Origin of the sequence: Syntrophomonas zehnderi OL-4, from assembly GCF_000983115.1 — a bacterium.
In the GTDB taxonomy this organism is placed as follows: domain Bacteria; phylum Bacillota; class Syntrophomonadia; order Syntrophomonadales; family Syntrophomonadaceae; genus Syntrophomonas_B; species Syntrophomonas_B zehnderi.
The window spans coordinates 59579-86038 of sequence record NZ_CGIH01000009.1 but is presented as its reverse complement, the minus strand read 5'-3'; the positions used below and the strand labels follow the sequence as shown (position 1 = coordinate 86038).

Sequence of the window (26460 nt, the reverse complement as noted above, 5' to 3'; positions counted from 1 at the left end):
ATCTAAGATAAATCTAAACATTTAAAGGATAATACCTGTCTTTTTATATAATATATATCAGGTAGGAGAGCGAAAGGGGAAATACTCATGGAGGAATTAACTAAACAAGTAAAAGGGGAGTTGTTAAGAACCCTGATATGGTTTTCTATCGCCCTTGGTGCCGGAATCGGTATTTACATGTTGTTGTGGTAAAACCCCGCGGAATTTAATATTTTAAAAGATTTTAAAAGGCGGTTATATAACCGCCTTTTAAACGTCTAGTCCCTAAGACCGCAAGCACCAAAGGCAATAACTGTAATCTTAAGATCCATTAAACCGCTCCGTATAAAAATATTGCTGGATTCTTCATAAGTTTTAAGTGTCCCCCAGTGTCTGCGGACATCAACACTCCAAATCAAAAAAAAGCTCATTTCTATTTGACAATTATTTACCGTTGTTTTATACTCTAGTAAATACCCAAGGGGGGTATGAAGGGAAGTGAGATAATAATGGGAACCGATCCCCGTAGGAGTATTTTAATGAGACTTAAACGTATAGAGGGACAGGTTCGAGGGGTTCAACGGATGATTGAGGCCGAGGAAGAATGCAACGAAATCTTGAACCAGATTGCAGCCATAAAATCGGCTGTCAACCAGGTGGGGATTTTAGTATTTGAAAACCATGCCAAGGATTGTATTTATAAATCCATGCATGATGAGGAAAACCCTGAACAAAGTTTTAACGAAATCGTTGGAATGATGAGCAGGTTTATCAAGTAAATTGAAATAACGATTTATGAGGAGGGCTTATAATGGCTAACGTTAAAAATGTGGACACAAATAATTTTACCAGTGAAGTACTGGAATCTAATCAACCTGTATTGGTGGATTTTTGGGCCCCCTGGTGTGGACCCTGTAAAATGGTGGGACCTATCGTGGAAACCTTGGCGGAAGAAAATGCCGACAAGCTTACCGTTGCTAAAGTCAATGTTGATGAAAACCAGTCCCTGGCGGCTCAGTTTGGCATCAGGGGTATTCCCACCCTGGCTTTCTTTAACAACGGACAGGAAGTAAAAAGGGTTGTCGGTGCACAGGGCAAAGCGCAGCTACAGAAAATAATTGATGAAGTACTGGCATAAACCTGAAAATTAAAAAACACATCAATAGTCATCCTGTGGGATGGCTATTTTTTTGAAAAAAACAACGCCGCAGTTTTTACTGCTTACAGGCAACTATTTGCAAAAATAACACTCTTTACTGTAATCATCCGTATCTAAAATGCGTATTTAATTTAATATATTCATATGACAGTCGGGGGTATTATGGCAGTTATTAAGGTTGTCAGCTATAATATTAAAAACGGCCAGGGCATGGACGGACGGGTGGATTTGTCCAGAACGGCTGATGTTCTGCAGGCTTTGGATGCGGATATTATTTGTTTGCAGGAGATAGATAAATATAGACGGCGCAGTTTTTTTTGCAACCAGGCAGCTAGATTGGCTCGAATAATGCAAATGGAATACGTTTTTGGTTCGGCTATAAGGTATAAAATTGGTGCTTACGGAAACGCCCTTTTATCCCGTTATCCGGTTATTAAAAGCGTCAATCATCAACTGCCTGTGCCTTCGGGTAGATCTAAAAGGGCTATGTTGGAGATGCATTGTACTATTGAGGGTAAAAAACTGCGCGTTTTTAATACCCATATGGAATTGGACCGCAAGCTGCGTCTTAAGCAAATAGAGAATTTTATTGTTCCGCTTATTCTGTCCGCTGATTCCGCCGCGATTTTATGCGGGGATTTGAATGAGACCCCTGATGATGCTGGGGTTAAATTTTTATATGACTGCTTCAAGGACAGTTTTGCTGCTAATACCGGTTCTGTTACAGCTACATTCCGTGCGGATCAGCCTGTGGAAAGGATGGATTATATATTGCTCAATCCTGCCTGCAGAGCTGTGGATTATAAGATCATACCTTCCCTGGCTTCTGATCATCTGCCGGTTATGGCCTGGGTTGAGTTGGTCAGTTAAAAAACCATAGGAGGTGTAAGGTTGCTGTAAAATCTTGGGGATGCATTATGTTGCCCAATAATATAGTAAATCGGCTGTTTTTATTATAAGGCGGAATTTACCTCGAAGAATTGAAGAATTAAGGGAGGGAAATAAGTTGCCAAAAATTTTGGTAATATTAATGACGTTATTCTTTTTGGTTGGTATGCCATACCCTGTGGCCCCGCTTGACGCTGCCGAACCAAACCTAGAGGTGGTACAAGCTGATAAAGAAAACCGGGCAGCCGTCAGCCAGGAGGAAGCATGGGCAGTCTTGCAAGCTGCCTTTCCAGAGATTATGGCGGGGCAAGAACTGGATGCCGAGTACAGCGAACAGGGCTTGGATGGCGCTTCTTACTGGGAATTCCAACTAAAAGATGAGACTGGTGTCCCGAACGGAAACTATTCGTTAAGGGCGACTGTAAATGCATTAACCGGCGAGATAACTGCCATGCAATATAATCCCCTGCCTGCCTACTACCAGGGAAAAACAGTCGCGCTTAATCGGCAACAAGCCTATCAGGTTGCCGATGAGTTTGTAAAAAAAATTCAGCCCGACAAAGTAGCCGAATTGGTTTTTCTGGATACGAACCAGAGCAGCTACTATCCCCGGGACAGATTAAATACCTTTTACAATTTTACTTGGAATAGACAGAACAATGGAATGGTAGTGGATTGGGATAGTATATCGGTAGGGGTGGATGCTATTACCGGTAAAGTAACCCGCTATAGTTATGTCTGGCACAATGCCAATTTTCCTCCGGCCGGCACTACTATTTCCCCTCAGGAGATAACCGCTAAATTACTTGACGAAATCGGACTGTATCCCAGCTATACAACTCAGATATTAAATAGGGAGTCAATTTTTTTAAGACCTATCTATAGTTTAAATACAAATGCCCAGTTTTTCGATGTTAATACCGGTGAAGCATTAAAAGGGGACGGCACGAGGATTGCCAAGCAGGACGCGCGTATTTTTGAAACCATACCGGAACCTCAAAAGAATACTTCTCGGCTAGAAAGACCGGTGCAGGCTGCTGCTTCCAAGATGAACCCTGATCAGGCTAAAAAGGTGGCCGAAGAAGCATTTAAGAAGATGGGTATAACTGGCGAGATTAGACGCAGTGGAGGAGGAACCTCCAGTGGTTTAGGCTATCAGGAAGAATTTTGGCATTACAGTCTGGTGGATAATAAAAGCAGCAACCGTTTTGGGAATGGCCCGGAAATTGGTATTGATGTACATACCGGTTTCATTCATCAGTACAATAATTATGCGGCAGCCAACGGCGGCGGGGAAAACAGTATCACCTATGCAACGGCTTTGCAAAAAGCCCAGGAGGCGATTAAACTGCTTAACCCGGAAAAGCAAAATCAATTCGTACTATGTAACCAACTATGGGATGAAGAACCTGCAGATACTTATCATTTCTATTTCAATCGCCTGGTTAACGGAATCAGCTGCCCGGGCGGCATAAGGGCGGAAATAAACAAATATACCGGCAGTCTGATCAACTATTGGGTGAACTGGCCTCCATATGGATTTAGCGCCCTTGAGAACATGATTAGCCCGGCCCAAGCTGAGTCAATATATAAGGAGCAGCAACCCTTTCAATTAGCCTATATTTTCCCTGCGGATAAAAACGGGGCCAAGAACCAACGTACAGAACCCCTTTTAGTATATCGCTATGCCCCGGACAATAAGATTGATGCCTTAAGCGGTGAAATGCTGGGCAGGGGTGAAGTAAGTTTGAATTTGGACTCCGCAGTTCCCGCAGGACATCCGGCTGCCCCAGCACTTTCGTTGCTTCAGGAGAGCGGCTTGCTTCCTGCGGGAATCCAGCCCGAAGCGGCTGTGACCCGCAGACAGGCTCTAAAAACACTGATGGCTTCGATCCAACCCAACTACTATAGCAGTGACCTAAAAATCAGCCTGGCCCTTAAGGATATTAATGTCAACGATCCGGATGAAGTTTTCCTACAGAAAGCGGTGCGCAAAGGGGTTATCAAGAATCAGGGTTACTTCGATCCCGATAAAATTATCAGCCGGGAAGAATTGGCCGTTTGGCTGGTGAACTGTTTGGATTATCAGGATGTCGCCCGGATGAAGAATCAGATAAGCAACCCTTATAAGGATGCCGACCGGATTAGCAAGGATAAAACCAATTATGTAGGATTGGTCGATGGCCTAGGTTTGCTGACGGCTGATGCCAATCAGAATTTCCGCCCTCAGGATGCCGTTTCCTGGGCTGAATTAGCGGTTACCTCCACCCGGTTGGCGACTATGAGGGGTAATCAAAGCAGATATTAGTAGACTATAAATTTTGATCCGGCCTACTCCGATTTCGGTGGGGCCGGATTTTTTGTATTCCCGGGCAGCCCTTTATTTTCAGCACCAGGCAGGCGGGCCATAAATACAGTGATTTTTGGTTCATAACCGTTGGCTGAAGGTTGATAAAACACGGGGTTGTCTAATTCGTCAGGTAGGTAGGATTGTTCCACATAACCTCCATACTGAGGCGGATATTTGTAACCCTGGCCTTTGCCCAGCAATGTTTTGGCCTGGGAATGGGAGGTATCGGCAATATGCGCTGGCACGGTAATTTTATTTTGACGGCGAACTTCGGCTATGGCAGCATCGATTGCTGTTTTACTGCTGTTGCTTTTGGGTGCCGTAGAAAGATATATAGTAGCTTCTGCCAGCGGGATGCGGGCTTCCGGCAAGCCTACAAATTGCAGTGCGTCAGCCGCTGCATTGGCCATGAGCAGGGCAAAGGGATCAGCCAGGCCGATATCCTCTGCGGCGTGGACAATCAGGCGGCGGGCAATGAACTTGGGATCCTCGCCGCCTTCCAGCATCACTGCCAGCCAGTATAAAGCCGCATCAGGATCTGAACCGCGGATACTTTTGATAAAGGCCGATATGGTATCATAATGCCAATCACCGCTGCGGTCGTACTTGATAATCGGTTTTCCGGTTACCTGGGTGATCATTTCAGGTGTGATCCGCAAGCTACCCTGCCGGTCAGTATAAGAACTGCTCAAGGTATCCAGAATATTTAGCGCCATGCGGGCATCACCCTGGGCTGCCCGGATTAGCATATGCTGGCTGTCATCTGTAAAAACGATATCCAGTTCTCCCAATCCCCGTTCCTTATCCTGAAGTACATTAGCTATGATTAGGCTCAAGGCCTCTTCATCCAAAGGGTGTACCAGATAGATTTTCATGCGCGAGAGCAGGGCGGAATTGAGTTCGTGCAAGGGGTTCTCGGTCGTGGCTCCAATCAGGGTCAAGGTGCCGTCTTCCACGAAAGGCAGCAGCACATCCTGTTGGGATTTATTAAAACGATGGATTTCATCCACAAACAGAATGGTTTTCTGCTGGTAATATTTTAGCTGGTCGGCAGCATCAGCCGCAATTTTACGTATTTCTGTGACCCCGGCGGTAACCGCCTGCATATAAACGAATTGTGATTTAGTAACTCCGGCAATAGTTCTGGCGATGGTAGTTTTGCCAGTCCCGGGAGGGCCGTACAGTACGAAAGACGTAAGCCGGTCACGATCAATGGCATTTCGCAAAGGACTGCCCGGAGCCAATAAATGATCTTGTCCACGAATCTCATCCAGATTGCGGGGACGCATCCGCCATGCCAAGGGAGCAACATCCGCCATCCTTTTATTATTGCTTAAGGCAAATAAATCCACTGATAAAAACCTCCCATTGTGGCAACTAAATACTTGCGATTATTATAGAACATTTGTTTATCTGCGTCTATTTTTCCGCGCACATTTTAACAAATAATACGATTCAGTGTCTAAATAATCACCCGGTGGGAAACAATAATTAATGCTTTATAAACGGGATTTATTTGGGCAGGGGGACTGGTCGTGAAGGTTCGTAATATTTCCAATCTGCCGGTACTGTTGTCAGAAACGGCTGAAAATCTCGGTCGAGTGGAAAAAGCAGTTATTGGGGATGATTATAAAATTATCTATTTGGTCATGAAAGGCCATGATAATAAGGCATACCTGATTTGGCAGGATGATTTTATAATCGGTGAGGGATCTGTACTTATTTCCAATCCAGCCAGTATGAAATCATATGCCCATGGGGAAGAATTGTCAGTATATGATAAAAAACTGGGGGATGTGGTTTTTGATAAAGAAGGGAAAGAACTGGGAGTAGTGAGCGATTTTATTATTAAGCGGGAAAAAAAAGAAGTCTGGGGAGTAGAAATATCATCCGGGGTACTTAAAGATTTGTTGGAGGGACGCGGCGAGGTCTCACTGCCGCAAATAAATTGGGCCAGTCCTTGTACGGTCCTTGTGAATCAGGAAGGAAGTGAATCACCATGACGGCATTTAAATGTCCGGTTTGCGGAGGCCTGCAGGTTGGCAAAGTGGGCAGTGATCAGTATTACTGCTGGAATTGTTTTTTGGAGTTTAATTATTCCCGAGGCCGCGTTAATCTCTATGAAGTAGCCGAGGATGGCAGCCTTTTGGCTATGGATGAATCGGCCGGGATCATTTAAAACCAGTTTAGGGATGGAGGGATCGCCCTCTCAGCAACTGGTAATTTACAGAAAAACATCTTTCTTGATTGCATGAAATCCAGGGATACCTTAGGCAGTCAATAGAAGGAGAACCGGAATGTTGCTGGAAAATAAGATTTTTCGATATGTGCTTCTGGGGGTGGTACTTTTTGCCACCCTTTATTTTGCTTTTCTGATTCGTGAAGTTGTCTATACTTTTTTGGTCGGCGGTCTGGTATCTTACCTTTTATTCCGCCCAGTCACGTTCTTTGAGCAAAAAGGTCTGAAGAGAATCTGGGCGATCGTTATAATATATTTGGTAGCGGCAGCACTAATTGCCCTGCTCATGTGGCTGGCTATTCCCCGCCTGGTAAAGGAATTAAGCGGTGTAGCTGAAATGCTGCCAGTTTACACTGCCCAGGTACAGGAATTCTCAGTCCGTGTCAATAGCTTACACCTGCCCGGAAAGCTGGACGGCATCCTGCACGAAAACACCCTGCGCATCGAAAACTCTATATATAATCTGCTCAAGGGTTTGGCGAGTGGGATATACAGTTTTTTCAGCAAGGCATTGATAGTAGTTTTTGCCCCTATTCTGGCAGTATACATCATTAATGACTGGGAGAAGATTCGGGAAGCTTTTCTAAATCTGCTGCCTCCGGCGGGTAAGCGGGATTTAACCATGCTCTTGGACAAGATTGATACAGTACTAATCGAATATTTGAAAGGGCATTTGCTGGTTGCTACCCTGGTGGGCATTTTTACAGGTTTGGCCGCAGTGATTATCGGCATCGATTACGCCCTCGTTATTGGGATAATTGGGGGTGTAAGCAACCTGGTTCCTTATTTTGGCCCTATTTTAGGCGGGATACCGGCACTTATTCTGGCCTTGGCTCAATCCGGCCGCGCCGGTCTTTATATGCTGATTTCCATCGTTGTAATTCAGCAAATAGAAGCAAATCTAATCACCCCCAAAATAATTTCCGAAAAGCTGGGAATGCATCCCCTGGCTATTGTGTTTTCTCTCTTGGCAGGTGGGGAATTGTTGGGTATTCTGGGAATGTTGATTGCCGTACCGCTGGTGGCTACCTTAAGGGTAATACTGTCATATTTATATCTGAAATTTGTAGACTAATAAGGGCATTATTGACATTGCCACCTTTATAAAAGAAAATAGTTAAGAAAGATTAGAGCTAAGAGGAGGCCAAATTTGTGTGGACAAGCAGTGAAATCCGCCAAAGTTTTTTGGATTATTTTGCTGACAGGCAACATAGCGTGGTGGAAAGCTCATCATTAATACCGGTTGATGATCCTACCCTGTTGTTTACAAATGCAGGTATGAATCAGTTTAAAGATGTATTTCTGGGCATTGACCGCCGTAATTATGTACGGGCAGCCACTTCCCAAAAATGTGTGCGGGCTGGCGGCAAGCATAATGATTTGGATACGGTTGGCAGAACCCCCCGGCATCATACCTTTTTCGAAATGCTAGGGAATTTTTCCTTTGGCGATTATTTTAAAAGAGAAGCTATCCAGTATGCCTGGGAATTTTTGACCGAAGAAATAAAATTGCCCAAGGATAAACTCTGGGTTACCATCTTTGAAGATGATAATGAGGCTTTTAAGCTGTGGCAGGAAGTAACTGATGTACCTGCCCGGCGGATCGTCAGGATGGGCGAAAAAGACAATTTTTGGAGTATGGGTGATACCGGTCCGTGCGGACCCTGCAGCGAAATTCATTACGATCGGGGTGTCTCTTATTCCTGCGGTCATCCGGAATGTGGCCTGGGTGTGTGTGATTGTGACCGCTGGATGGAGGTATGGAACCTGGTATTTATGCAGTTCAATCGCGATGAAAAGGGTGTAATGACCCCTTTACCCCGGCCGAGCATCGATACCGGTATGGGATTAGAGAGGCTTACTTCTATTTTGCAGGGTGTAGACAGTAATTTTGATACCGATCTTTTTATACCCATAATTAAAGCGATTGAGGATTTGACTGGGCAAAAATATGATCGCGGTGAAGCCGGCTTTCCTTTCCGGGTTATTGCTGATCACAGTCGGGCCTGTACTTTTCTGATAGCAGACGGGGTTCTGCCCAGCAACGATGGGCGCGGGTATGTGCTTAGAAGAATCCTGCGCCGGGCAGTGCGTTTCGGTCAATTTTTAGGTATTGATGAACCTTTCCTATATAAAAACGTGGATGTCGTAACCCGATTAATGGCTGATGCCTATCCTCAGTTGCAGGAAAAAAGGGAATTTGTTAAAGAGGTAATCCGTCTGGAGGAAGAACGCTTCTTGATTACGCTTAACGAAGGTATCAAGAAGGTTGCAGAGATCATAAGCGTTGCTCGCCAGCAGGGACGGAGCGTTATCAGTGGCGAAGAAGCTTTTATGCTGTATGATACCTATGGTTTTCCCCTCGATTTAACTGAAGATATGGCCGAGGAAAACAACTTTACCGTAGATACAGAAGGTTTTAATCGTATGATGGAAGCTCAAAGGCAACGGGCCCGCCAGGCTCACAAAAGTGAGAACGCTTTTGCCCGCGATCAGTTGCTGGCTGAAATCCTTAAGGATACTCCGGACAGCAATTTTAGCGGTTATGACCACTTTCAGGTTGATTCTCAGGTTGTCGCGATTATTAAGGATAACAAAAGAGTTGATTTTGCCGATAACGGCGATATCATGCTGCTGACATCCAATACCCCCTTTTATGCGGAAAGTGGTGGTCAGGTTGCTGACACTGGATCCATTAATGCTGATGCGGGCAGGGTGGAGGTCTATGATGTGCAGAAGATGGCCGGGTGGATTATTCACTTTGGCAAATTAACCGGCAGCCTGCGCGAAGGTGAAAAAGTAAGTCTTAAACTTAACCAGGCCCGCAGAATGGATATATCCAGGAATCATACCGCTACCCATCTGTTGCATCAGGCCCTGCGGATGACATTGGGAGAGCATGCCCAGCAGAAAGGATCCCTGGTGGAGCCAGAGAGATTACGCTTTGATTTTTCTCATCTGCAGGCTTTAAATGAAGAAGATTTGCAAAAAATCGAAGGAATCGTCAATGAGGCCATATTGGAGATGTATGATGTCAATTCCAGCCAGAAAAGCCTGGAACAGGCCCGGAAAATGGGTGCTACCGCTTTATTTGGCGAAAAATACGGAGATGAAGTTCGGGTCGTAGAAGTGGACGATTTCAGCAAGGAACTTTGCGGAGGAGCGCATGTCAATAATACTGGACAGATCGGACTTTTTAAGATAATCAGTGAAGGTAGTGTAGGTTCCGGATTAAGGCGCATTGAAGCCATGACCGGCCGACACGCACTGGCTTACCTGAATAACTGTGAATACCAGCTAAAAGAAACAGCTGCATTTTTGCGAACCGTTCCGGCGGAAGTGACCCACCGTTTGGAGGCATTAAACCGCACCCTCAAGGAAAAAGACAAAGAGATTGAAGCCTTGAAAGCACGCCTTTCTAACGTTTCAAGTGAAGATATTCTAGGGCAGGCGTATGAGTTTAATGGAGCTCGCTTGCTGATTGCCGAAATGCCTTGCGAGGATGCCCATAACCTACGCGAGACTGCCGAGATGTTCAGGGATAAACTGGGCAATGCGGTGGTTATTCTTGGTTCGGTGATTGGGGACAAGGTGGCTTTGGTTGGTTTTGCCAACCAGGATCTGGTAAAAAGAGGGATTAACGTAGGCAAAATAATTGGCGCGGCTGCCAGAGCAACGGGCGGCGGCGGGGGAGGGCGACCCGACATGGCTCAGGCTGGCGGCAAGGATACTACGAAACTTAAAGAGGCATTGGAAATTGCCCGGCAGATGGCGGAAAAATCCATTGCCTAAACAAAGGTTTTAAGAAGTAGCATGTAGAATTTAACCAGATGTAGGGGGGTGTTATTATGCTTCGGGGTTCAGGAGAACATACGGTTAGTTTTAAGCGCCAGCGTGACGATGAAGATCAGGTGCATAGTATCTTAAAAGCAGTATATGAAGCCCTTGAGGAGAAAGGCTATAATCCGATTAATCAGTTGGTGGGCTACATGATATCCGGTGATCCTGCTTACATAACGAGTCACCGACAGGCCCGCAATCTGATCTGTAAAGTGGATCGGGACGAAATTATGGAGATACTGATAAGAAAATATATGGAAAAATAATAACTGCGAATATATATGAGCAGGCGGGCATGGGGGATAATGAAGTTTTGTAATGACCGCCTGCTATATTGTTGCATTAAACTGACCAGAATGGTACTAAACGTATTATGACAGTGCCATCCAGGTATCTACGCAGTAGTCAATTATCCAGCGTTTTTATAATGTCTGCCCACGATTACCTCAGAGAATAGGTTGATATTTAAGCGCCATTTATATACTATAGGATTTAATTCAGACAGGTGTAAGGCAGACATCCTTTTTTGTATATAATGGTATAGGGATTGGTTTTTATGAGAATAATGGGCTTAGACGTAGGCGACAAACGAATCGGGATAGCTATAAGTGATCCATTAGGCTGGACGGCCCAGGGACATTCTGTTTTAAAAAGGGGAAAATTAAATTCAGATTTGGAGTTAATCGCCGATTTGTGCCGGGAGTTTGCCATCCAACAGATTGTGGTGGGCTATCCGCTTAATATGAATGGAACCAGGGGACCAAAAGCTCAAGAAGTCCAGGAATTTGGGCAAACCCTGGGAGAGTATCTACAACTGCCCGTTGATTACTGGGATGAACGCCTAAGTACGGTGAGTGCAGAACGGGTGTTGATCAGTGCGGATGTTTCCCGCCAGAAACGCAAAGAGGTAATTGACAAAATGGCGGCAGTCCATATATTACAAGGTTATCTGGACAGACTTGCCAACCAGAAGTTTGACAAAGAAGTTGCTGAGAGGATAGAATAGCTTTAGTTTTAAGGAAGGAAGTGGATCCATGGATTACGAAGATATAATGGATAATATTTTGGTTCTGGTCGATGAGGACGGGCAGGAGTATGAATTTGAAGTTCAGGCCGAACTGGAAATAGAGGAGGAAACCTATCGGGTACTGATTCCGTTGGATGAAGAGGAAGATGATGAAGACGATGAAGTAGAGGTTATCATCCTGAAAGTTGTCTACGATGAAGAAGGAAATGAATTCATGGCTGAAATCGAAGATGAAGAAGAATGGGAAATGGTAGCCGATGCTTGGGACGAACTGCTTGATAGTGGGGAAATTTAAATTATAATATAATAAAAAGAAGCCGCGGGGCTTCTTTTTATTAATAGGGCATATAATCTTATAAAACAATGGAATTAAATAGTATTACTGGAACGTAGATTTTGATTTAGTTGGGTTTTTGGGGGTTAGGGGTTGAAAAAGGAATATTTAAAATCGGGTCTTATATTCATAGTCCTGGTTTCCCTAGGTGTTTTGGCAGCTGTCATGCTATATTTTGCCAAGTATTTTCATGCCGATTATTTTATGCCTGGAGTTGTTATTGGAGGGATACAGGTAGAAGGCTCTACTGTGGAAGAAGCCGAGTCCTTACTTAACAAGGAATTGGAGCGGGTATACAAACTGCCGGTTGTTTTCTACCATGGTGAGTATGAAGAAGTAACTACGCTTCATAAACTCTGTCAGCCGGTCAATGTGCATGGGGTTGTAACCTCAGCCTGGATGGATGAAAAGTCCAGAAGTTGGCATGAGAAGATCACTAATTTGGATGGGAGTCGCAAGATCGTCTATCCGGTCAAACTGGAATACCGACCCGAGCAGGTCAGCAGCCTGGTGGAAAAATGGAACCGCAACTGGGGTGTACCATTTCGGGATTCCAGCCTGGAAGTGGACGCCCGGCGCGGATTAATCGTGGTACCCGGCAGCGTAGGCCTGAAAGTAAATACTGAGAAAACCTTTAAACCCCTGCCGCAGGATTTAAAAGAGTTTTCCGGGCAGCTTAGAATTCCTGTTGTGATGACAGAAGAACATCCCCAGGTAGATGAGGAAACCTTGAGTAATATGGGGGAGATATCATCTTATACCACGGCGTTTAATGCCGGAGAAATAAATCGCTCCCATAACCTGCAGATGGCGGCCAATGGGATCAATGGCAGCGTGGTTGCCCCTCAGGAAGTTTTTTCTTTTAACCAGAAGGTTGGCAAGCGCACCCTGGAAAAGGGCTATAGGGACGCCATGGTTATTGTGGGAGGAAAATTTGAACCGGGCTTGGGCGGAGGAGTGTGTCAGGTTTCATCTACCCTCTACAATGCCTGTCTACTAGCGGGGCTGGATATTGTGGAACGTAGCAATCATGCCCTGGCGATTGCCTATGTACCCTTGGGGCAAGATGCAACCGTAGTTTATGGTTTACAGGATTTCAAATTCAGGAACAATACCGGCTATCCTGTTTATCTGAGAGCTGTAACCGGCGGCGGCAGACTGACAATCAATGTTTATGGCAAACTAACCGCCAGGCAGAATATCAAGGTATCTCATGTTGTTGATCAGACCATCCCATTTAATACGATTACTGAGCTAGACCCTCAGTTACAGCCGGGAGAACAAAAGGTAGAACATGCGGGCAGCCCGGGTTATGTTGTCAGATCTTTTCGTACTTATTATGATGTCTCCGGCAACGTTATTAAAAGGCAACAACTGGCTCGGGACACGTATCGACCCTTAAACAAGGTTGTCAAACAGGGGCCGGAAGCGAACACCAAACCTAATCCTTCTCCGCCGGTAATCCCTGATCCCGGTACGCTGCCGCCTGATCCGGAAAAAGGTACGGAAGTTCCCCCTATGGTGCCGGGCGATATCCCGGATACCAGTAATCAGGTAAATAGCCTCAACCGGAATATAAACAAACCAGAAGGTTTTTAAAAAAATATCCAGCTGATAAGGTGAGGAAGATGCGTGAACTGCAAGTGATCCCCCCAAAGACTAAGCGAATATCGCTGTTATTAGCATTGATAGCATTATTGCTGTTGATCTTTAGCTGGCAGTATATTTCCCAAAAAAGCTATCTGCCAGTAGATCCACAGGACAAGTCCCAGATACAGGTGCGGATTCCTGAAAACAGTAATGCCGGCGATGTAGCCAGGATTCTTAAGAACAACGATCTTATTCGTCATGAAAGAACTTTTGTTAAATACTGTGCTCGTGAAAACCTGGATTCACGCCTTAAGGCTGGTGTCTACAATCTAAGCCGCAGTCAATCTTTGCAGGAGATCGGTATACAGATTGCTGAAGGGAAGGGTATGAGCAACGCCTTCACTATCCCGGAAGGTTTTACCTTGCAACAAATCGGGGAACTGTTGATAGAAAAGGAACTGGTCAGCGCCCAAGACTGGCAGGATGCCCTGTTGGATGAGTATGATTATGACTTTTTGCCTGCCTGTGGCAGCAAAGTTCGCCTGGAAGGCTTCCTGTTTCCGGATACATACAGTGCTGCTGAAAAAACCAGTGCCCACGAGATTATCGATCATATGCTGGCCAATTTTAACCGGCATTGGGATAAGGAATGCATCGAGTTGGCCCGCCAGAGGCAAATGAGCGTAGGGGAAGTCGTCATTGTGGCTTCACTTATTGAAAAAGAAGCGCAATTTCCATCAGAGAGGGCACGTATCGCCGGTGTGATTTATAATAGATTAAAAATTGGGATGCCCCTGCAGATAGACGCAACCGTCCTATATAGTCTGGGGCAGCATAAGGAATGGGTAAGCAATAAAGATTTGCAGGTTAATTCTCCCTATAATACTTACCGGAATACCGGATTACCTCCTGGCGCCATTGCCTGTCCAGGTCTGGCTTCGATTAAAGCCGCGCTTAACCCGGAAACCCATGGCTATTATTATTACGTAGCCAAAGGTGATGGAAGCCACTATTTTTCCAAAACCTTTGCCGAACACGAAAAAGCCCGCCAAAAATACCAGCGTTAACAGACGGCGCATGGGAATAGACACGGATAAAAATAGACACGATTTATACAGCCATTTTTATAGTGCCCAGGTGGGTGCCGGGAAACATCAGCGTTCCCCGCAGAGATATGCACACAGATTTTTTCCTTAAAAGATTGTTTAAAAATGATATAGTCCGTTGCCAGTGGAAACCTTTTGCCGGATCCTTTTTTAAATCTTTTCAATCTCTTAAAATGGGTAACCGGCGTAAATCTTTTAAATCTGGCTTGCCTGTGGCGATTGAAATGTAATTAGGAAGTGGGTCGATGATTAAACCTGAATTGTTGCTCCCCGCTGGGGATTTGGATAAACTTAAAACGGCTCTGCGGTTTGGGGCGGACGCCGTCTATTTGGGCGGCAAGGAGTATAGTCTGCGGGCTTATGCTGGCAATCTGACCCTGCAAGAAATGGCGGAGGGGTTGGTTTTTGCGCGTGAGTATGGCAGGAGGGTCTACGTAACCGTCAATATTTTGGCCCACAACCAGGACTTGCGGGAAATGCCATCTTATCTGGAAAGCTTGCAGCAGATGGGTGTAGATGGTTTGATTATATCTGATCTGGGCGTAATGCGCCTGGCTAAAAGGTATGCCCCGGATATTCCCGTTACGGTAAGTACTCAGGCCAATATAAGCAATTATGAAGCGGCGGCTATGTATAAGGAACTGGGAGCCAGCCGTTTGGTTCTGGCCCGGGAGTTGTCGCTGGATGATATCGTAGTGATAAAAGAGAAGGTCGATATTGAACTGGAAGTCTTCGTACATGGTGCCATGTGTGTTTCCTATTCAGGGCGTTGCCTCTTGTCCCATTATATGACGGGAAGAAATGCCAACCAAGGAGCTTGTGCCCACCCTTGCCGTTACCAGTATCACCTGCTGGAAGAGAAAAGACCAGGTCAGTACTTTCCTATTGAAGAAGATGAGCGCGGTACGTATATATTAAACTCCCGTGATCTTTGCCTGTTGCCTTATCTGCCTCAATTGATGGAAGCAGGCATTGATGCCTTTAAAGTGGAAGGCCGGATGAAGAGTGCTCTTTATGTGGCTACTACAGCTCGGGTCTATCGTCAGGCAATTGATTTTTATCAAAAAAATCCGGCTCCCTATAACGACAATATACTGCAGGAATGGATGGATGAACTTAAGGGAGTGGCAACCCGTCCATATACGAACGGTTTTATTGTGGCCGATACTTTGGAAATGCAGGATACAAAAAAAACCGCAACCCCTGACCGAACTGATTACTGCGGTATTATTAAAGATTACGATTCAACCAGAGGTCTGATTGAAGTTGAACAACGGGCCAACTTTGGCTCGGGTGATCCCCTGCAAATAATGCTCCCGGATGGGCGGATTATTGCCTTGGAAATTGAAGTAATGTTTGATTCTGCAGGTAATATCCTGGATCGGGCCCGACATGCCCGCCAGATTGTTTTGATTCCCTGCGGTGAGCATATTCCGCCGGGCAGTATTCTGCGAAGGGTGGGTAGCAATATTTGAATGATCAGCTGTATGCTATAGTGGAGCCTGAAAAGATTGATATGTTGACGAAACTCATAGAAGCTTATGATAATCTGGGTATTGTCTCAACCTTGGATCGTTCCCTGGGCCTGGTGATTATCCGAGCGACAGAGGATACCTTTGCTGATGTGGAGGAAATCCTTAATAATTTGCCCTTTCCCATTCATATCTTGTCTGAGGATCCACGTTCAAAGGATATATAGGAAAAACCTTGTCCATTTTTTAAAGTATAAGCCCCCCGCCTCCTGAGAATGCTAATAACCAAGATCATATTTGGTTGTTATTGTGACTGGCAGGGGGTTCTTGCTTGCAAAAAAAAAGACTTTATTTATTAATGGGATTTCTCTTGTTCCTTTGGGGTTTTTTGTTTACTCGGCTTTTTTATTGTCAGATAATCCAGGGTCATAGAATAAGCCAGGAAGTCACGAAAATGCGCAGTCGGGAAATCGATATGCGGGAATTGCCGCGCGGTGAAATCCTGGATCGCCACCTAGTACCGTTGACAGATTATTTAAGTTCACCGGCGCTATATTGTTTGCCACGGGCCATTACTTCGCAGCATGGTTCCCGCTCCAAAGCTTATAAGGAATTAGCACATTTTTTAGCTGCCCGCCTCCAACACGCCGATGCCAAGAAAATCGAAGCGGATTTAAAAAAAGCATCTGTAAACAAGACGGCTATAATAAGGTTGTGTACCAATCTGAGTTCTGAAGAAAGAGAAATTATTCAGGCTGCCCATAATCCTGCACTGGTAGTAGCACCTTATTTTAAGCGCTATCCCGAAAACGGATTTATGGCTCATTTACTCGGCTACGCCATAAAAGAGGAAAAACCTGAACAGATTAATGGAACCGGTTTGGAGAGGGACTATTATCAACTGTTAGACAACAGCAGCTCCCAGTACAGGCTTTTGACCGCGCTGGATGCCCGAGGCAACATGATTCCCGGCCTTAGTTTAAGGGTAGGAAACCAGGACAGTATTAAAAACGCTCTGGTTTTGACGATTGATAAACGGGTTCAGAAATTGGTGGAAGAAATCATGAACCAAAGGATAGCCAAGGGGGCAGTGGTGGTCTTGGATGTTAAAAGCAAAGAAGTTCTTGCTATGGCCAGTCGTCCCACTTACATTCAGAATCAAGTGGAGGAGTACCTGGCGGATGTGGACAGTCCGCTTATAAATCGGGTGCTTACCCCCTATTATCCCGGCTCTTTGTTTAAAATCGTCATTAGCCTTGCGGCTGGGGAGGAAAACCTTGTTAAAACCGGAGAAGTATTTAACTGTACCGGTAAATACAGCTTTAATAACCAAGTAGCCATTTCCTGCTTGAAAAAGGAAGGCCATGGTGATTTAAGCTTTGAAGAGGCCTTCGCAAAATCCTGTAATCCAACGTTTATTAATGTCGGGCTACGGCTGGGAAGATCCCGGCTGTTAGAATATGTAGAAAGACTACATTTAACCGACCCCGAATTAAGAGGTATGCAAGAGGTGCAATCCGGAACTTATGTGCAGATTGACGGAGGAGAAGCCGCCTTGGGCAATGTCTGCGTGGGGCAGCGTGGAGTCATGCTTTCACCGCTGCAGATCGCTTCCCTCCTGGCTACGGTAGCTGACGATGGGTTTTGGGCACCTCCGGTTGTAGTCAAATATACCTTGGACGGGGAAGGGAAAAAAAGCGCCTTTTCCCCCTACCGCAAAAAAAAGGTCATTAAGACAACTACTGCGCAAGGTGTTCAGAGGATGATGGAGAAGGTAGTTGAGGAAGGTTCCGGGCAGAACGCCCGCTTATCTGATCTTAGGGTGGCCGGCAAAACCGCTACCAGTCAGACCGGCCAAATAAATAAGAATGGCGAAGAAATATTAAACACCTGGTTTGCTGGTTACCTGCCGGCTGATTCACCGCGCTGGGTAATCGTGGTGTTGGCTGAAGAAGGCCAATCAGGTGCTCAAAACTGCGCTCCGGTTTTTAAAGACATATGCCAGGGTATGTTGCAAATTTCCCCCTAAGCTCAGTCCTGCAGGTTTATCCCCAGCTATCTTAAATCTATTTATTGGCCAGGTTTTTTCGCTCCAGGGTTTCAGAAATATTTGTTAAAGCGTTGATAAAAGGCTCCTTGTCATCTGCTAATTTGTTGCTTAATTCCTGGTTTATGGCTGCCCCGGCATTAAAAACCTTTAAGGCCAAATCACGGCCTTTATCGGTAAGGTGAAGAGCTACCACCCGACGATCCAAGGCATATGGCCGTCTTTCCACCAGAGCTTCTTTTTCCAGTTTATCGACCATAGTGGTAAGGGAAGAATTATCGATTTGAGTTCGATTGCCGATTTCTGTCAGGGCACAGCCGTCTTGTTCCAACAGGGCAAAAAGGATAAAAGACTGAGCCATAGTAACCCCGAATTCTTCCAGCACCTGACCGAAACGTTTTTCCACTTTTTTCATAGTGGATTTTAAACGGTAACAAATAAATGTAGTAAAGTCTTCCATATTAGCTCCTTTGAAAACAAGTTTTGCTCACGTAAATTTACCTATAGTAACTTTTATGATGTCCGAATACGATCGATTTGTCAACCGAAAATTAGTTCTTCTCCTGCCAGAGGGATGGTTCTTGTGCCGGTATTTTAACTTTCCATAGCATTCTGCATTATCCACCTGCTTATACCAGTTATTCTGGAAATCTGCCTGAGTGATACCCCTTCCTCGCTGATCTATCCTGCTTTTATGCCAGGCTGTTATTGCCTGGTGTTCACCTCCCCCCCTAGGTTATATTAACATTAAATGTATAAATTTACCAGTAGCACGAACTGCTTGGTGGGCTCCGCGTGGCTGGCTTGTTAATCTAAATATTTCCTCTATTTTTTGAGCACAATTCGTCATTAACTTTCATATAGTATAGAACGCTTTATTGGATGGAGGTGGGATTTTGTCCTTTTTGTATTGGGCATTGGCCATTGTGGCGGTTATCAAGGGAACTCTGTTACTTTTTGGGTACCTTAATAACCAGGTTTTCCCTCAACCTCTGGAAGCTGAGGATGAGAAGCTCTACCTGGACGAATTGCAGAATGGTAGTGAAGAGGCTCGTAACAAGCTTATTGAACATAATCTGCGCCTGGTGGCTCATGTAGTGCGTAAATATGAAAGCAGCGGAGAGGATATCGAAGACCTCATTTCCATTGGAACCATCGGTTTAATCAAAGCTATTAAAACTTACAATAATGAACGCGGAGTACGTTTGGCTACGTATGCAGCCCGTTGTATTGAAAACGACGGATCAATGTCTATATCGTGCTATAGCCCTCAAAGCCCGGTATATTGGAGCTTATAAGGTATTATTAACCCATTAAATTTCGTATTTTTTACATAGTTGAAAAGCGATCCTGGCTATAATCCTCAAGAGAATTGCCGCTTCTAACAAGACTTCCAGTATAGAAAACATTCAGCCCGGCTTATGCCGGGTTTTTTTTATGCGGATTTATATTTATAAGGAGGGTAATCATGGCGGAAGATTTAATTCGTCGGAGGAAAAAGCGGGGATATACCATAATTGACAACCAACCGATCAATGATTCGAATCTAAAATATGAGGATATTGGCCTTCTTGTATATGTATTATCAAAACCGGATGACTGGGTAATTTATAAGAAGGAGCTTATTTCCAGTCACCAGAATGGTCGTGAATCTGTTGCAGGTATCCTCAAGCGTTTGGAGGCTCAAGGATATCTGCAAATTATTTCTCATCGGAGCACTAAAGGACGTTTTGCGTACAATGAGTATGTTTTTACGGACGTTGCCTGGAATTTTGAGGATGAACCCGAGGAACCCTTGTCAGATCAGCAGTTTAACCGTGAACGGGAAGCCGTTAACGGGAAACCGTATACGGGAAACCGTTGACGGGAACCCGACACCTAATAATACTATATATACTAAATTAGAAGAAGAAGAAGAAGAAAAGGAAAATGAAATAGAAAATATTCATGAGACTAAACATATTTCTGAAATTAAGCCAGATCAAAATAATAATTCTAATCCGGATCAGGAGATATTAGTCTTTCAAAATTATACCGGAATTGATTTGAAAGGTGATGGTCGTAAAAGTACGTATCAGAAATGGCGAACTGAGTGGGGTTTTTCCCAAGAAATGATCATGAAGGCTGCAGAGTTGACCTGTCAGCTGGCCAAGATTCCTAATCTGCAATATATTGACAAGATTTTAGATGGATGGATGGCAGCCGAGATCCGAACGATTGAGGCAGCCGATTTAGCGATAAAACGCTTTAAGGATTTAAAGCACGAAAGGAAAGGCCTAGGTGTAAATAAAAAACCCTCTAAAAATGAAAGTCTATATTCAGAGTTTAAATTATATGTTCCCCCGGAAGAAATTGATGCATTAAAACGAAAGGAAGTGTAAATAAATTAAACCATATGTGAAATTATTCACAGCAAATATCATTATTGTCAGTTGCGAATAAAGGGAGGTGTTTAGTTATGCAAAGTATTCCAAATAGTTGGGATATTTTCCGGAGGGCAAGCGGAGAACAAATCCTTAAAAACCTTGCGAATTTTGAAGGCAGGATAAGACGAGTGGAACACATGCCCGGCAAAGCCGGGCAGTTCTTGCTTCGCTGTATCCACTCTGTTAAAAAACTAAGGACACTATAGTGGATATATTATCTTCAATAATCGGAGTATCAAGGGTTTAATCTATCCATTAAAGTGTCCAACGAGGGTCTTAAACCTAAAATTAAAAAAAGGAGGTGATTATTTGTCGGATAAAAAATATCCTCGTGAACTGAGAGTGAAGCTAGATGATGCTACTTACCTATCCCTGCGAACCTTGGCAGATAAACGTGGCGAAAGCATGGCTATAGTTACTCGGCGCATTCTTTCCCAATCATTACAAACTAATAGTGCTCTGGATGCCTCGGATATTCTATTATCAACTGTCCGAAAAGCAGTTGCACAAGAATTAAGACAAACAGAAAACAGACTGGCCAATATTTGCGCAAAATCAGCCATAGCTTCTGCTTCCACTGAGAATTTGGTCACCTATATTTTAAAGAACAAAAATGAACCGAATCTTAAGATGATAAGGGATGCTGCTCGTAAAAGAGGTGTTGCTTATATTAGGGAGCCATTAGAACAGATCATGCAGGCCTATAGCGAGGAGAGTGATACCTGATGGCAGTACTTGCTCCATTTATGCAGAAGTTCAGCTACTATCTACCGACTTCAAATAACCAGGCCAAAAACGTTGCCAATATAAGATATATAACACGTGCCGAAGCAGTAGATTATGGCGAAATAGAACCAGAGGACAGCGAAAAGGTGGGGATAGCTAAAAATGAGTTTGAACAGGAACAGGTTATTCATGCAAAGTATATGCATGAAAGACCTAGATCGAGCGGACTTTTTGGGATGGATGATAGCGACTTGGATGTAGAAAAAGTCAAAGATACGTTATCAAAACATAGCGGAGTGGTCTGGCGAGTTATTGTCTCCCTGAGAGAGGATGAGGCTATCCGGATAAACCACCTTGATCGGAGCGACTGGCAAGAAAGCTTACGGGGCAGTTTTACAGAGATACAAGAAAAACTGGGTATGTCCGAAAGCAATTTCCGTTGGGTTGCAGCCTATCATCCGGAACCAGGACATCCTCATTGCCATGTCCTGTTTTGGGAAGAGACTCCGTTACGAAGCCAGGGGAAATTATCACCTGGAGAATTAAAAGATATAAAAAGGGCTTTTGTGAAAAATATTTATAGCAAGGAGCGGGAACGCCTTTTGATTCAAAAAACCTTTTATAGAGATGCTCTTCGAGAAGGGGCACGGGATGTTCTGGGAATTCGCAATAGCATTGCCCGCGAAAAGGTTTATATAGGGGCTGAAATTGGCGGCAGACCTACGCTTAATCCGAGATTAGATGGAGAACAGGAAAAGTATCTTATAGAAAGGCTGGAAAGCTTATCGAGAATACTTCCTGGTCAAGGACGTGTAGCCTTGAAATACATGCCGGATAATATCAAAACCGTGGCAAGGGAGCTTGCTGATTGGGTCTTATCTCAGCCGGGCTTTGAACAGGAAAAAGAGCTATATTTACAAGCCCATCTGGAAATAACACGAATGTATATCAGCGATCGACCTGTGAAAACAAACCAGGCCATGATTAGGACATACGAAGATCTTCGGGATAGGATTGCCCAGGATATTTTAAAAGCTGCGGTCTCAATACAGCGCATTGAAAAGGAATCTCAATATAGGGATCAAGTCTCGAAAAATCAGATTATTAATAGCTTCTGGAAAGGTGCCTGGATATCTATACAGCGGGAGAAAAGCAAATCCGAATACCAGGCGCGTATTTTAAAGGCTCAACTTGAACGGGAGGAGAAGCTAAAGGAGGGGAGGCAGCGTTGAATAAGAAAAAAGATAAAGCTTTTCCATTTCGGGTGGCGTTTACTATTATTGTCGTTGCCCTGGATTTCCTGGTGATACCGCAACTACTAATAATCCCTTTATTGATAAAGCAGCAGAGTTTAGCTGCTTTTCATTTTTCCTTTTTTGGTGCAATTAAGGCCATGCCGGACGTGTTTCACATTTGGTCATGGCTGCAGCCGCTTGCGGTGGGATTAATTGTCGGGATCTGGTTAACCGGCCGATCATTAGTCAATGTGAACTATGATTCAGATCTGCCCCAGGTAGCGGGGCATGGGCAGCATGGTACAGCCAGGTGGTTATCAGAAACGGAGGTGGATACTTTTTTTAATGCCCATAAGTTTTAATACCAATAAGAAAGGAAGTGAGAGATTTGCCGGGTGGCATTGTATTGGGAGCCAACATAAACAAGGAAAAATACTGGACTGTTGATGACGATACGCATGTATTATTAATAGGAACTACGCGTTCCGGAAAATCTCGTCGGGTGATCATACCCAGCATATGGCATTTAGCTTTACATGGGGAATCAATGGTTATCTGTGATTTAAAGAAGGAGCTGCAGCCCATAACAAAAGAGTACCTAAGGCGCAAGGGATATCAAGTTATTACCCTGGATTTACGGAACCCAACTACGGGTAATCGCTGGAACATATTACACCCAGTGCTTCAAGCCCTGAAGGATAATAACACTGCCCTGGCGATTCAACATGCAGATGATATAGCTCATACTTTGTCCTATGATCCACGTTATCGGGGTGATCCAATCTGGCCTTCAGCAAAAAAGGCTCTTATATCAGCCCTGATCCTGGCAGTAGCAGTTGAAGCTCCACCGGAGCATAAACATATGTCTACTGCTTTTCACTTGCTGGCCAACTTTGGCCAGGATGGCGGCAGAATGCTGGACGCTTATTTTAATACTCTACCTCTTACCCATCCGGCCAGAAGTCCGTACCAGGTTTATCAGATGAGTACAGATAAAATGCGCAGCAGCATTGCAACCGATACCCTAACCAGCCTGCAGCTTTTTGGCGTGGATCCGGCTATTGTTTGGATGATTTCAGCGCAAGACCACGATATGGCTGCAGTTGGCAAAGAAAAGACGGCGGTATTTTTGGTTATTCCGGATGAAAGAACAAATCGTAATGTGCTGGCTTCTCTCTATGTACAGCAATCATATGGAGCTTTAGTTGATCTTGCGAATCATAACCGGGGGAGACTTCCGGTTCGGGTCAACTACCTTTTGGACGAGTTCGGTAATATACCTGCAATTACAGACTTTACGACTAAAATTACGACTGCAGGGGGGCGGGGAATTCGTTTTACTCTGGCTCTACAAGGGTTAGATCAGCTTTCCGAACATTACCCTAACCGCGAGAACACAATTATTGGTCAGTGTTGGACATGGATTTATATTTTAACTGCAGATCAAAAAACTGCTGAAATAATTTCTGTAAAAGCAGGTAACTACACGGTGGCAACGGAATCATATAATTCTTCCGCACAGATGTCTGGTTCCAGATCGGAGGGAGTAACCCAGGGACTTACATCCAGGCCCCTCGTGATGAAAGACGAAGTTATGCGCTGGCCAGTTGATTCGGTTTTAATACTAAGAACAAGATTGCAGCCGGCCCGTTTGCCATTACCTGATATATCGGAGTGGCCGATAGCTAAGGAATTAGATTTACAAAGGATGGGAGTACCAGATCAGGAAAGGATGCTTAGTCTGCCTGAGCCATGGTTGCCCACCACGAAAAAAAATCGAAGCAGTGAGACCAACTGCCAAGAAACCCAACCATCCGCAGGCGATGTGTTGGGATTTTAAATTTAGGAGGTTTATGTGTATGAAGAGAATTGGTTTATTTATATTTGTTTGTGCTCTTTTAATAACCTGCCCTACAAATGCTTTTGCGGCTGGTGAGCCAGGCATCGTGACAGGCACAAAAAATTTACTTGAGGCAGCTACAACCTGGCTTTTAATCTTAATTCCGGCGGGATGCGCGACTATGATAGGCTGGCACGCTTTTGTAAAACAGATGAATGAAGGCGATCCTGCCCAAGCAGCAATTCATAATCGGGCCATGAAAAATGCCCTCATAGCTGGTGCCATTGGCGTAAGTGCTGTAGGGATTGTAAAAGCCTTTCTCGGTTTTTACGGAAGTTAATCTTAATAACACCCTGGGAAATAGGGTTTTTTAAAGGAGGTGCCGCATGAGTGCTATTGGAGATTGGATAGCCCAACATATTACTGAACCATTGCAAGAAATGATAATTGATTCAGTAAACGGCGTGATTATCTCATTTTTAGAGAGTCTGGTTAATACCATGACAGGCACTATGGCAAAAGAAATAAAACTCGCAAGCTCACTTTTAGATAATCAATACTTTATGACAGCGGTTCATTATGCCCAGGGAATTGCTATTACCCTTCTGGCGGTAAGAATTGCGTATCAAGCTTTTCAAATCTATGTTCTATACTCCACCGGAGAGGAATCACATCCGGGCGATTTACTCAAAAGTACATTCGTAGCGACCGCTGTTATTGCATCAGTTCCGTGGATCACTAAGCAAGTTTTTATGTTTGCATTTAGCATTGTGGATGACATCCAGGGCTTCCAGGTTGTTCCCCAGATAGAAACCATCCAGGAAGCCATTGCAACAATAGTTCTGGCTCAAACAGGCATGTTAAGCATCCCGATTGCACTCGTTTTTATTGGAGGTTTAATATTATGGCTTATTGTCTTAATTCAAATGGCCGTTCGTGCGGTAAACGTGGGTATTCTTATGATTATCGGGCCATTTTTATGGGCCATGAAAGACAAATTGGGACGAACCTGGTTTAGTTCACTGCTTTCGCAATGTCTAGCAATGCCCGTGCAAATGTTTTTGCTGCGTGGGGCCTTGGGAACATTCGCAAGCGTCACGGATCCCATAATTAATACATTGCTTTTCATTGGTTTTATGTGGGCAACAGTGAAATTTCCTGCCTTTTTAAATCAACTGGTTATCCAGACAGGTGTTGGGGGAGCAATCGGCGGGACAGCGCAGCATGTAGGATCAGCAGTTGTGATTCGCAGAATGCTTGCAAGGAGGTAATTCGATGTACTTAATACCGAGAAATATCAGTAAACAGTTTGAGTTCTTCCCTGGCTGGGGGTGGAAAGAGCTACTAATTACCTTGGTCACGGCAGTAATTGGCCTGGGGTTTTCATTTTTATTAGGCCTTATAATATCTAGTCCTGGCCGCTATTTTCTGGCTCTGTTTATTACTGGGATTGGTTATTTGTCAACATTACAAATCATGCCGGATGGATCTACGGCATTGGATATGTTACAGCATATGAAGCGTTTTCGAGCCAATCAAAAGCTATACCTTTATGAGAAAGGGGGATTTTAGTTGTTTAAAAAAAGGGGAAATAAACCAGAAGCATCTATCAAGGAAAAAGAAAAAATGACCGCTCAAGACTGGTTGCCGATAAAAGATATCACCAGTCATTTTCTTTTCCGGAAGGATGGACAACTGGTGGCAGTTTTAAAAATTGAACCCATTAATATAGTTTTAAAATCCGATTCAGAAAAGAAACGCATCGTATCAGCGGTTCATGAAGCCTGGAATGGAATCCAATATGCGATACAGATTTTAGCTTTACCCAGGCCCGTTGATCTGGATAAATATTTAGATGAATTACAGGAAATAGCCCGTGAAACTACTGATATAGCCCGCAAGCGAATATTGCAGGAGTATATCCATTATATAGCCGGAATTGTACGGGGTGGGGAGGCACTGGAGAGACGTTACTACTTACTTATTAGCATGGCAGAGGTAAAACAAGGGAAAGAAGAGCTTTTAAAACGAGCTTATGAGCTGGCTGCAAATCTTGAGACCAGCGGACTGAAGGTAAATATTTGTGATGATGTACAGATAATTGATATGGCGTTTTCGTTCCTTCATCCATCGCAATCTGCATTTGAGCAAATTCCTACACCTGCAGGGATTACCACCATCTACCGAGAGGGAGGAATGTAA

30 protein-coding genes are annotated in these 26460 nt (G+C 44.4%); 27 read left to right on the top strand and 3 right to left on the bottom strand.

The genetic code is table 11. The features are described 5' to 3' along the window. Positions 1-257: 257 nt before the first annotated feature. Positions 258-410: a hypothetical protein gene (locus AAV90_RS15240; RefSeq protein ID WP_207642042.1), complete on the bottom strand. Its 153-nt coding sequence runs from the start codon at positions 408-410 to the stop codon at positions 258-260. Positions 411-518: 108 nt separating this feature from the next. Between AAV90_RS15240 and AAV90_RS03330 the strand changes: the two genes are divergently transcribed. The 4 genes from AAV90_RS03330 to AAV90_RS03315 all read left to right on the top strand — a co-directional run bounded on the left by AAV90_RS03330 (position 519) and on the right by AAV90_RS03315 (position 4334). Beyond that, entirely contained in the window at positions 519-758 is a 240-nt protein-coding gene (locus tag AAV90_RS03330; RefSeq protein ID WP_242847470.1) for a metal-sensitive transcriptional regulator, read from the top strand. A 32-nt stretch (positions 759-790) separates the two neighbouring features. Beyond that, the gene (gene trxA / locus AAV90_RS03325) at positions 791-1117 is read left to right on the top strand and encodes a thioredoxin (RefSeq protein ID WP_046495832.1); all 327 of its coding nucleotides are present in this window, start codon (positions 791-793) and stop codon (positions 1115-1117) included. 183 nt (positions 1118-1300) lie between these two features. Beyond that, positions 1301-2008 carry an endonuclease/exonuclease/phosphatase family protein gene (locus AAV90_RS03320; protein ID WP_046495829.1) on the top strand — a complete coding sequence of 236 codons (708 nt, stop codon included), beginning with the start codon at positions 1301-1303 and terminating at the stop codon, positions 2006-2008. Positions 2009-2144: 136 nt separating this feature from the next. After that, the gene (locus AAV90_RS03315; protein ID WP_046495827.1) at positions 2145-4334 is read left to right on the top strand and encodes a YcdB/YcdC domain-containing protein; all 2190 of its coding nucleotides are present in this window, start codon (positions 2145-2147) and stop codon (positions 4332-4334) included. A gap of 23 nt (positions 4335-4357) precedes the next feature. Here the strand turns inward: AAV90_RS03315 and AAV90_RS03310 are convergent, their stop codons facing one another. Then, entirely contained in the window at positions 4358-5728 is a 1371-nt protein-coding gene (locus AAV90_RS03310) for a replication-associated recombination protein A (protein WP_046495824.1), read from the bottom strand. A 183-nt stretch (positions 5729-5911) separates the two neighbouring features. Here AAV90_RS03310 and AAV90_RS03305 point away from each other — a divergent pair, with 183 nt between their 5' ends. The 12 genes from AAV90_RS03305 to AAV90_RS03245 all read left to right on the top strand — a co-directional run bounded on the left by AAV90_RS03305 (position 5912) and on the right by AAV90_RS03245 (position 18013). Next, positions 5912-6379 (top strand): PRC-barrel domain-containing protein, encoded by a 468-nt coding sequence (locus AAV90_RS03305; RefSeq protein WP_046495822.1) that lies wholly within the window; start codon positions 5912-5914, stop codon positions 6377-6379. Then, complete coding sequence (locus tag AAV90_RS03300; RefSeq protein ID WP_046495820.1) at positions 6376-6555, top strand: hypothetical protein; 180 nt, start codon at positions 6376-6378, stop codon at positions 6553-6555. Before AAV90_RS03305 ends, AAV90_RS03300 begins: the two co-directional genes overlap by 4 nt. Positions 6556-6673: 118 nt before the next feature. Further along, on the top strand, positions 6674-7690 hold the full coding sequence (locus tag AAV90_RS03295) for an AI-2E family transporter (RefSeq protein ID WP_046495817.1): 1017 nt from the start codon (positions 6674-6676) through the stop codon (positions 7688-7690). A 77-nt stretch (positions 7691-7767) separates the two neighbouring features. After that, positions 7768-10407, top strand: a complete 2640-nt coding sequence (gene alaS, locus AAV90_RS03290) for an alanine--tRNA ligase (RefSeq protein WP_046495815.1) — start codon at positions 7768-7770, stop codon at positions 10405-10407. A gap of 56 nt (positions 10408-10463) precedes the next feature. Then, on the top strand, positions 10464-10721 hold the full coding sequence (locus tag AAV90_RS03285) for an IreB family regulatory phosphoprotein (protein ID WP_046495812.1): 258 nt from the start codon (positions 10464-10466) through the stop codon (positions 10719-10721). 290 nt (positions 10722-11011) lie between these two features. Then, positions 11012-11461, top strand: a complete 450-nt coding sequence (gene ruvX, locus AAV90_RS03280; protein ID WP_046495810.1) for a Holliday junction resolvase RuvX — start codon at positions 11012-11014, stop codon at positions 11459-11461. Positions 11462-11489: 28 nt separating this feature from the next. Continuing rightward, complete coding sequence (locus tag AAV90_RS03275; RefSeq protein WP_046495807.1) at positions 11490-11777, top strand: DUF1292 domain-containing protein; 288 nt, start codon at positions 11490-11492, stop codon at positions 11775-11777. Positions 11778-11909: 132 nt separating this feature from the next. Then, positions 11910-13415 carry a VanW family protein gene (locus AAV90_RS13970; RefSeq protein WP_052729574.1) on the top strand — a complete coding sequence of 502 codons (1506 nt, stop codon included), beginning with the start codon at positions 11910-11912 and terminating at the stop codon, positions 13413-13415. 29 nt (positions 13416-13444) lie between these two features. Beyond that, on the top strand, positions 13445-14473 hold the full coding sequence (gene mltG, locus AAV90_RS03265; protein WP_046495805.1) for an endolytic transglycosylase MltG: 1029 nt from the start codon (positions 13445-13447) through the stop codon (positions 14471-14473). 284 nt (positions 14474-14757) lie between these two features. Continuing rightward, positions 14758-15987: a peptidase U32 family protein gene (locus tag AAV90_RS03255; RefSeq protein ID WP_046495800.1), complete on the top strand. Its 1230-nt coding sequence runs from the start codon at positions 14758-14760 to the stop codon at positions 15985-15987. Further along, positions 15984-16211 (top strand): DUF4911 domain-containing protein, encoded by a 228-nt coding sequence (locus tag AAV90_RS03250; protein WP_046495797.1) that lies wholly within the window; start codon positions 15984-15986, stop codon positions 16209-16211. Before AAV90_RS03255 ends, AAV90_RS03250 begins: the two co-directional genes overlap by 4 nt. Before the next feature lie 104 nt (positions 16212-16315). Continuing rightward, complete coding sequence (locus AAV90_RS03245; protein WP_046495795.1) at positions 16316-18013, top strand: peptidoglycan D,D-transpeptidase FtsI family protein; 1698 nt, start codon at positions 16316-16318, stop codon at positions 18011-18013. 37 nt (positions 18014-18050) lie between these two features. Here AAV90_RS03245 and AAV90_RS03240 read toward each other — a convergent pair whose 3' ends face one another. Next, on the bottom strand, positions 18051-18446 hold the full coding sequence (locus AAV90_RS03240) for a MarR family winged helix-turn-helix transcriptional regulator (RefSeq protein WP_207642041.1): 396 nt from the start codon (positions 18444-18446) through the stop codon (positions 18051-18053). 481 nt (positions 18447-18927) lie between these two features. On the opposite strand from AAV90_RS03240, the gene AAV90_RS03235 reads away from it, so the two are divergent. From AAV90_RS03235 to AAV90_RS03190, 11 genes are all read left to right on the top strand, one after another. Beyond that, positions 18928-19329 (top strand): sigma-70 family RNA polymerase sigma factor, encoded by a 402-nt coding sequence (locus AAV90_RS03235; RefSeq protein ID WP_076982598.1) that lies wholly within the window; start codon positions 18928-18930, stop codon positions 19327-19329. Positions 19330-19499: 170 nt separating this feature from the next. Then, positions 19500-19895, top strand: coding sequence for a hypothetical protein (locus tag AAV90_RS15080; protein WP_046495791.1), 396 nt, complete (start codon positions 19500-19502; stop codon positions 19893-19895). Then, positions 19849-20412 (top strand): DnaD domain protein, encoded by a 564-nt coding sequence (locus tag AAV90_RS03225; protein WP_046495789.1) that lies wholly within the window; start codon positions 19849-19851, stop codon positions 20410-20412. The genes AAV90_RS15080 and AAV90_RS03225 overlap by 47 nt, the downstream gene beginning before the upstream one ends. Positions 20413-20766: 354 nt before the next feature. Continuing rightward, positions 20767-21183: a hypothetical protein gene (locus AAV90_RS03220; protein WP_046495787.1), complete on the top strand. Its 417-nt coding sequence runs from the start codon at positions 20767-20769 to the stop codon at positions 21181-21183. Then, positions 21183-22415 carry a MobP3 family relaxase gene (gene mobP3, locus AAV90_RS03215; RefSeq protein ID WP_052729572.1) on the top strand — a complete coding sequence of 411 codons (1233 nt, stop codon included), beginning with the start codon at positions 21183-21185 and terminating at the stop codon, positions 22413-22415. The genes AAV90_RS03220 and mobP3 overlap by 1 nt, the downstream gene beginning before the upstream one ends. Then, positions 22412-22780: a hypothetical protein gene (locus AAV90_RS13965; RefSeq protein WP_052729571.1), complete on the top strand. Its 369-nt coding sequence runs from the start codon at positions 22412-22414 to the stop codon at positions 22778-22780. Before mobP3 ends, AAV90_RS13965 begins: the two co-directional genes overlap by 4 nt. Before the next feature lie 44 nt (positions 22781-22824). After that, positions 22825-24258, top strand: a complete 1434-nt coding sequence (locus AAV90_RS03210) for a VirD4-like conjugal transfer protein, CD1115 family (protein WP_207642040.1) — start codon at positions 22825-22827, stop codon at positions 24256-24258. 19 nt (positions 24259-24277) lie between these two features. Then, the gene (locus tag AAV90_RS03205; protein ID WP_198142805.1) at positions 24278-24598 is read left to right on the top strand and encodes a hypothetical protein; all 321 of its coding nucleotides are present in this window, start codon (positions 24278-24280) and stop codon (positions 24596-24598) included. 46 nt (positions 24599-24644) lie between these two features. Then, a complete protein-coding gene (locus AAV90_RS03200; protein WP_046495784.1) occupies positions 24645-25529 on the top strand; it encodes a conjugal transfer protein TrbL family protein in 885 nt (294 codons plus the stop codon). Between the two features lie 4 nt (positions 25530-25533). Next, a complete protein-coding gene (locus tag AAV90_RS03195; protein WP_046495782.1) occupies positions 25534-25830 on the top strand; it encodes a PrgI family mobile element protein in 297 nt (98 codons plus the stop codon). Beyond that, complete coding sequence (locus AAV90_RS03190) at positions 25831-26460, top strand: TraC-like domain-containing protein (protein ID WP_046495781.1); 630 nt, start codon at positions 25831-25833, stop codon at positions 26458-26460.

What these genes read in the sequence shown, in the direction of transcription:
- AAV90_RS15240 (WP_207642042.1), bottom strand. Translation starts at nt 410, where the DNA reads ATGAGCTTTTTTTTGATTTGGAGTGTTGATGTCCGCAGACACTGGGGG.
- AAV90_RS03330 (WP_242847470.1), top strand. Translation starts at nt 519, where the DNA reads ATGAGACTTAAACGTATAGAGGGACAGGTTCGAGGGGTTCAACGGATG.
- trxA (WP_046495832.1), top strand. Translation starts at nt 791, where the DNA reads ATGGCTAACGTTAAAAATGTGGACACAAATAATTTTACCAGTGAAGTA.
- AAV90_RS03320 (WP_046495829.1), top strand. Translation starts at nt 1,301, where the DNA reads ATGGCAGTTATTAAGGTTGTCAGCTATAATATTAAAAACGGCCAGGGC.
- AAV90_RS03300 (WP_046495820.1), top strand. Translation starts at nt 6,376, where the DNA reads ATGACGGCATTTAAATGTCCGGTTTGCGGAGGCCTGCAGGTTGGCAAA.
- AAV90_RS03295 (WP_046495817.1), top strand. Translation starts at nt 6,674, where the DNA reads ATGTTGCTGGAAAATAAGATTTTTCGATATGTGCTTCTGGGGGTGGTA.
- AAV90_RS03285 (WP_046495812.1), top strand. Translation starts at nt 10,464, where the DNA reads ATGCTTCGGGGTTCAGGAGAACATACGGTTAGTTTTAAGCGCCAGCGT.
- ruvX (WP_046495810.1), top strand. Translation starts at nt 11,012, where the DNA reads ATGAGAATAATGGGCTTAGACGTAGGCGACAAACGAATCGGGATAGCT.
- AAV90_RS03275 (WP_046495807.1), top strand. Translation starts at nt 11,490, where the DNA reads ATGGATTACGAAGATATAATGGATAATATTTTGGTTCTGGTCGATGAG.
- mltG (WP_046495805.1), top strand. Translation starts at nt 13,445, where the DNA reads ATGCGTGAACTGCAAGTGATCCCCCCAAAGACTAAGCGAATATCGCTG.
- AAV90_RS03255 (WP_046495800.1), top strand. Translation starts at nt 14,758, where the DNA reads ATGATTAAACCTGAATTGTTGCTCCCCGCTGGGGATTTGGATAAACTT.
- AAV90_RS03240 (WP_207642041.1), bottom strand. Translation starts at nt 18,446, where the DNA reads ATGAAAAAAGTGGAAAAACGTTTCGGTCAGGTGCTGGAAGAATTCGGG.
- AAV90_RS15080 (WP_046495791.1), top strand. Translation starts at nt 19,500, where the DNA reads ATGGCGGAAGATTTAATTCGTCGGAGGAAAAAGCGGGGATATACCATA.
- mobP3 (WP_052729572.1), top strand. Translation starts at nt 21,183, where the DNA reads ATGGCAGTACTTGCTCCATTTATGCAGAAGTTCAGCTACTATCTACCG.
- AAV90_RS03205 (WP_198142805.1), top strand. Translation starts at nt 24,278, where the DNA reads ATGAAGAGAATTGGTTTATTTATATTTGTTTGTGCTCTTTTAATAACC.
- AAV90_RS03200 (WP_046495784.1), top strand. Translation starts at nt 24,645, where the DNA reads ATGAGTGCTATTGGAGATTGGATAGCCCAACATATTACTGAACCATTG.
- AAV90_RS03195 (WP_046495782.1), top strand. Translation starts at nt 25,534, where the DNA reads ATGTACTTAATACCGAGAAATATCAGTAAACAGTTTGAGTTCTTCCCT.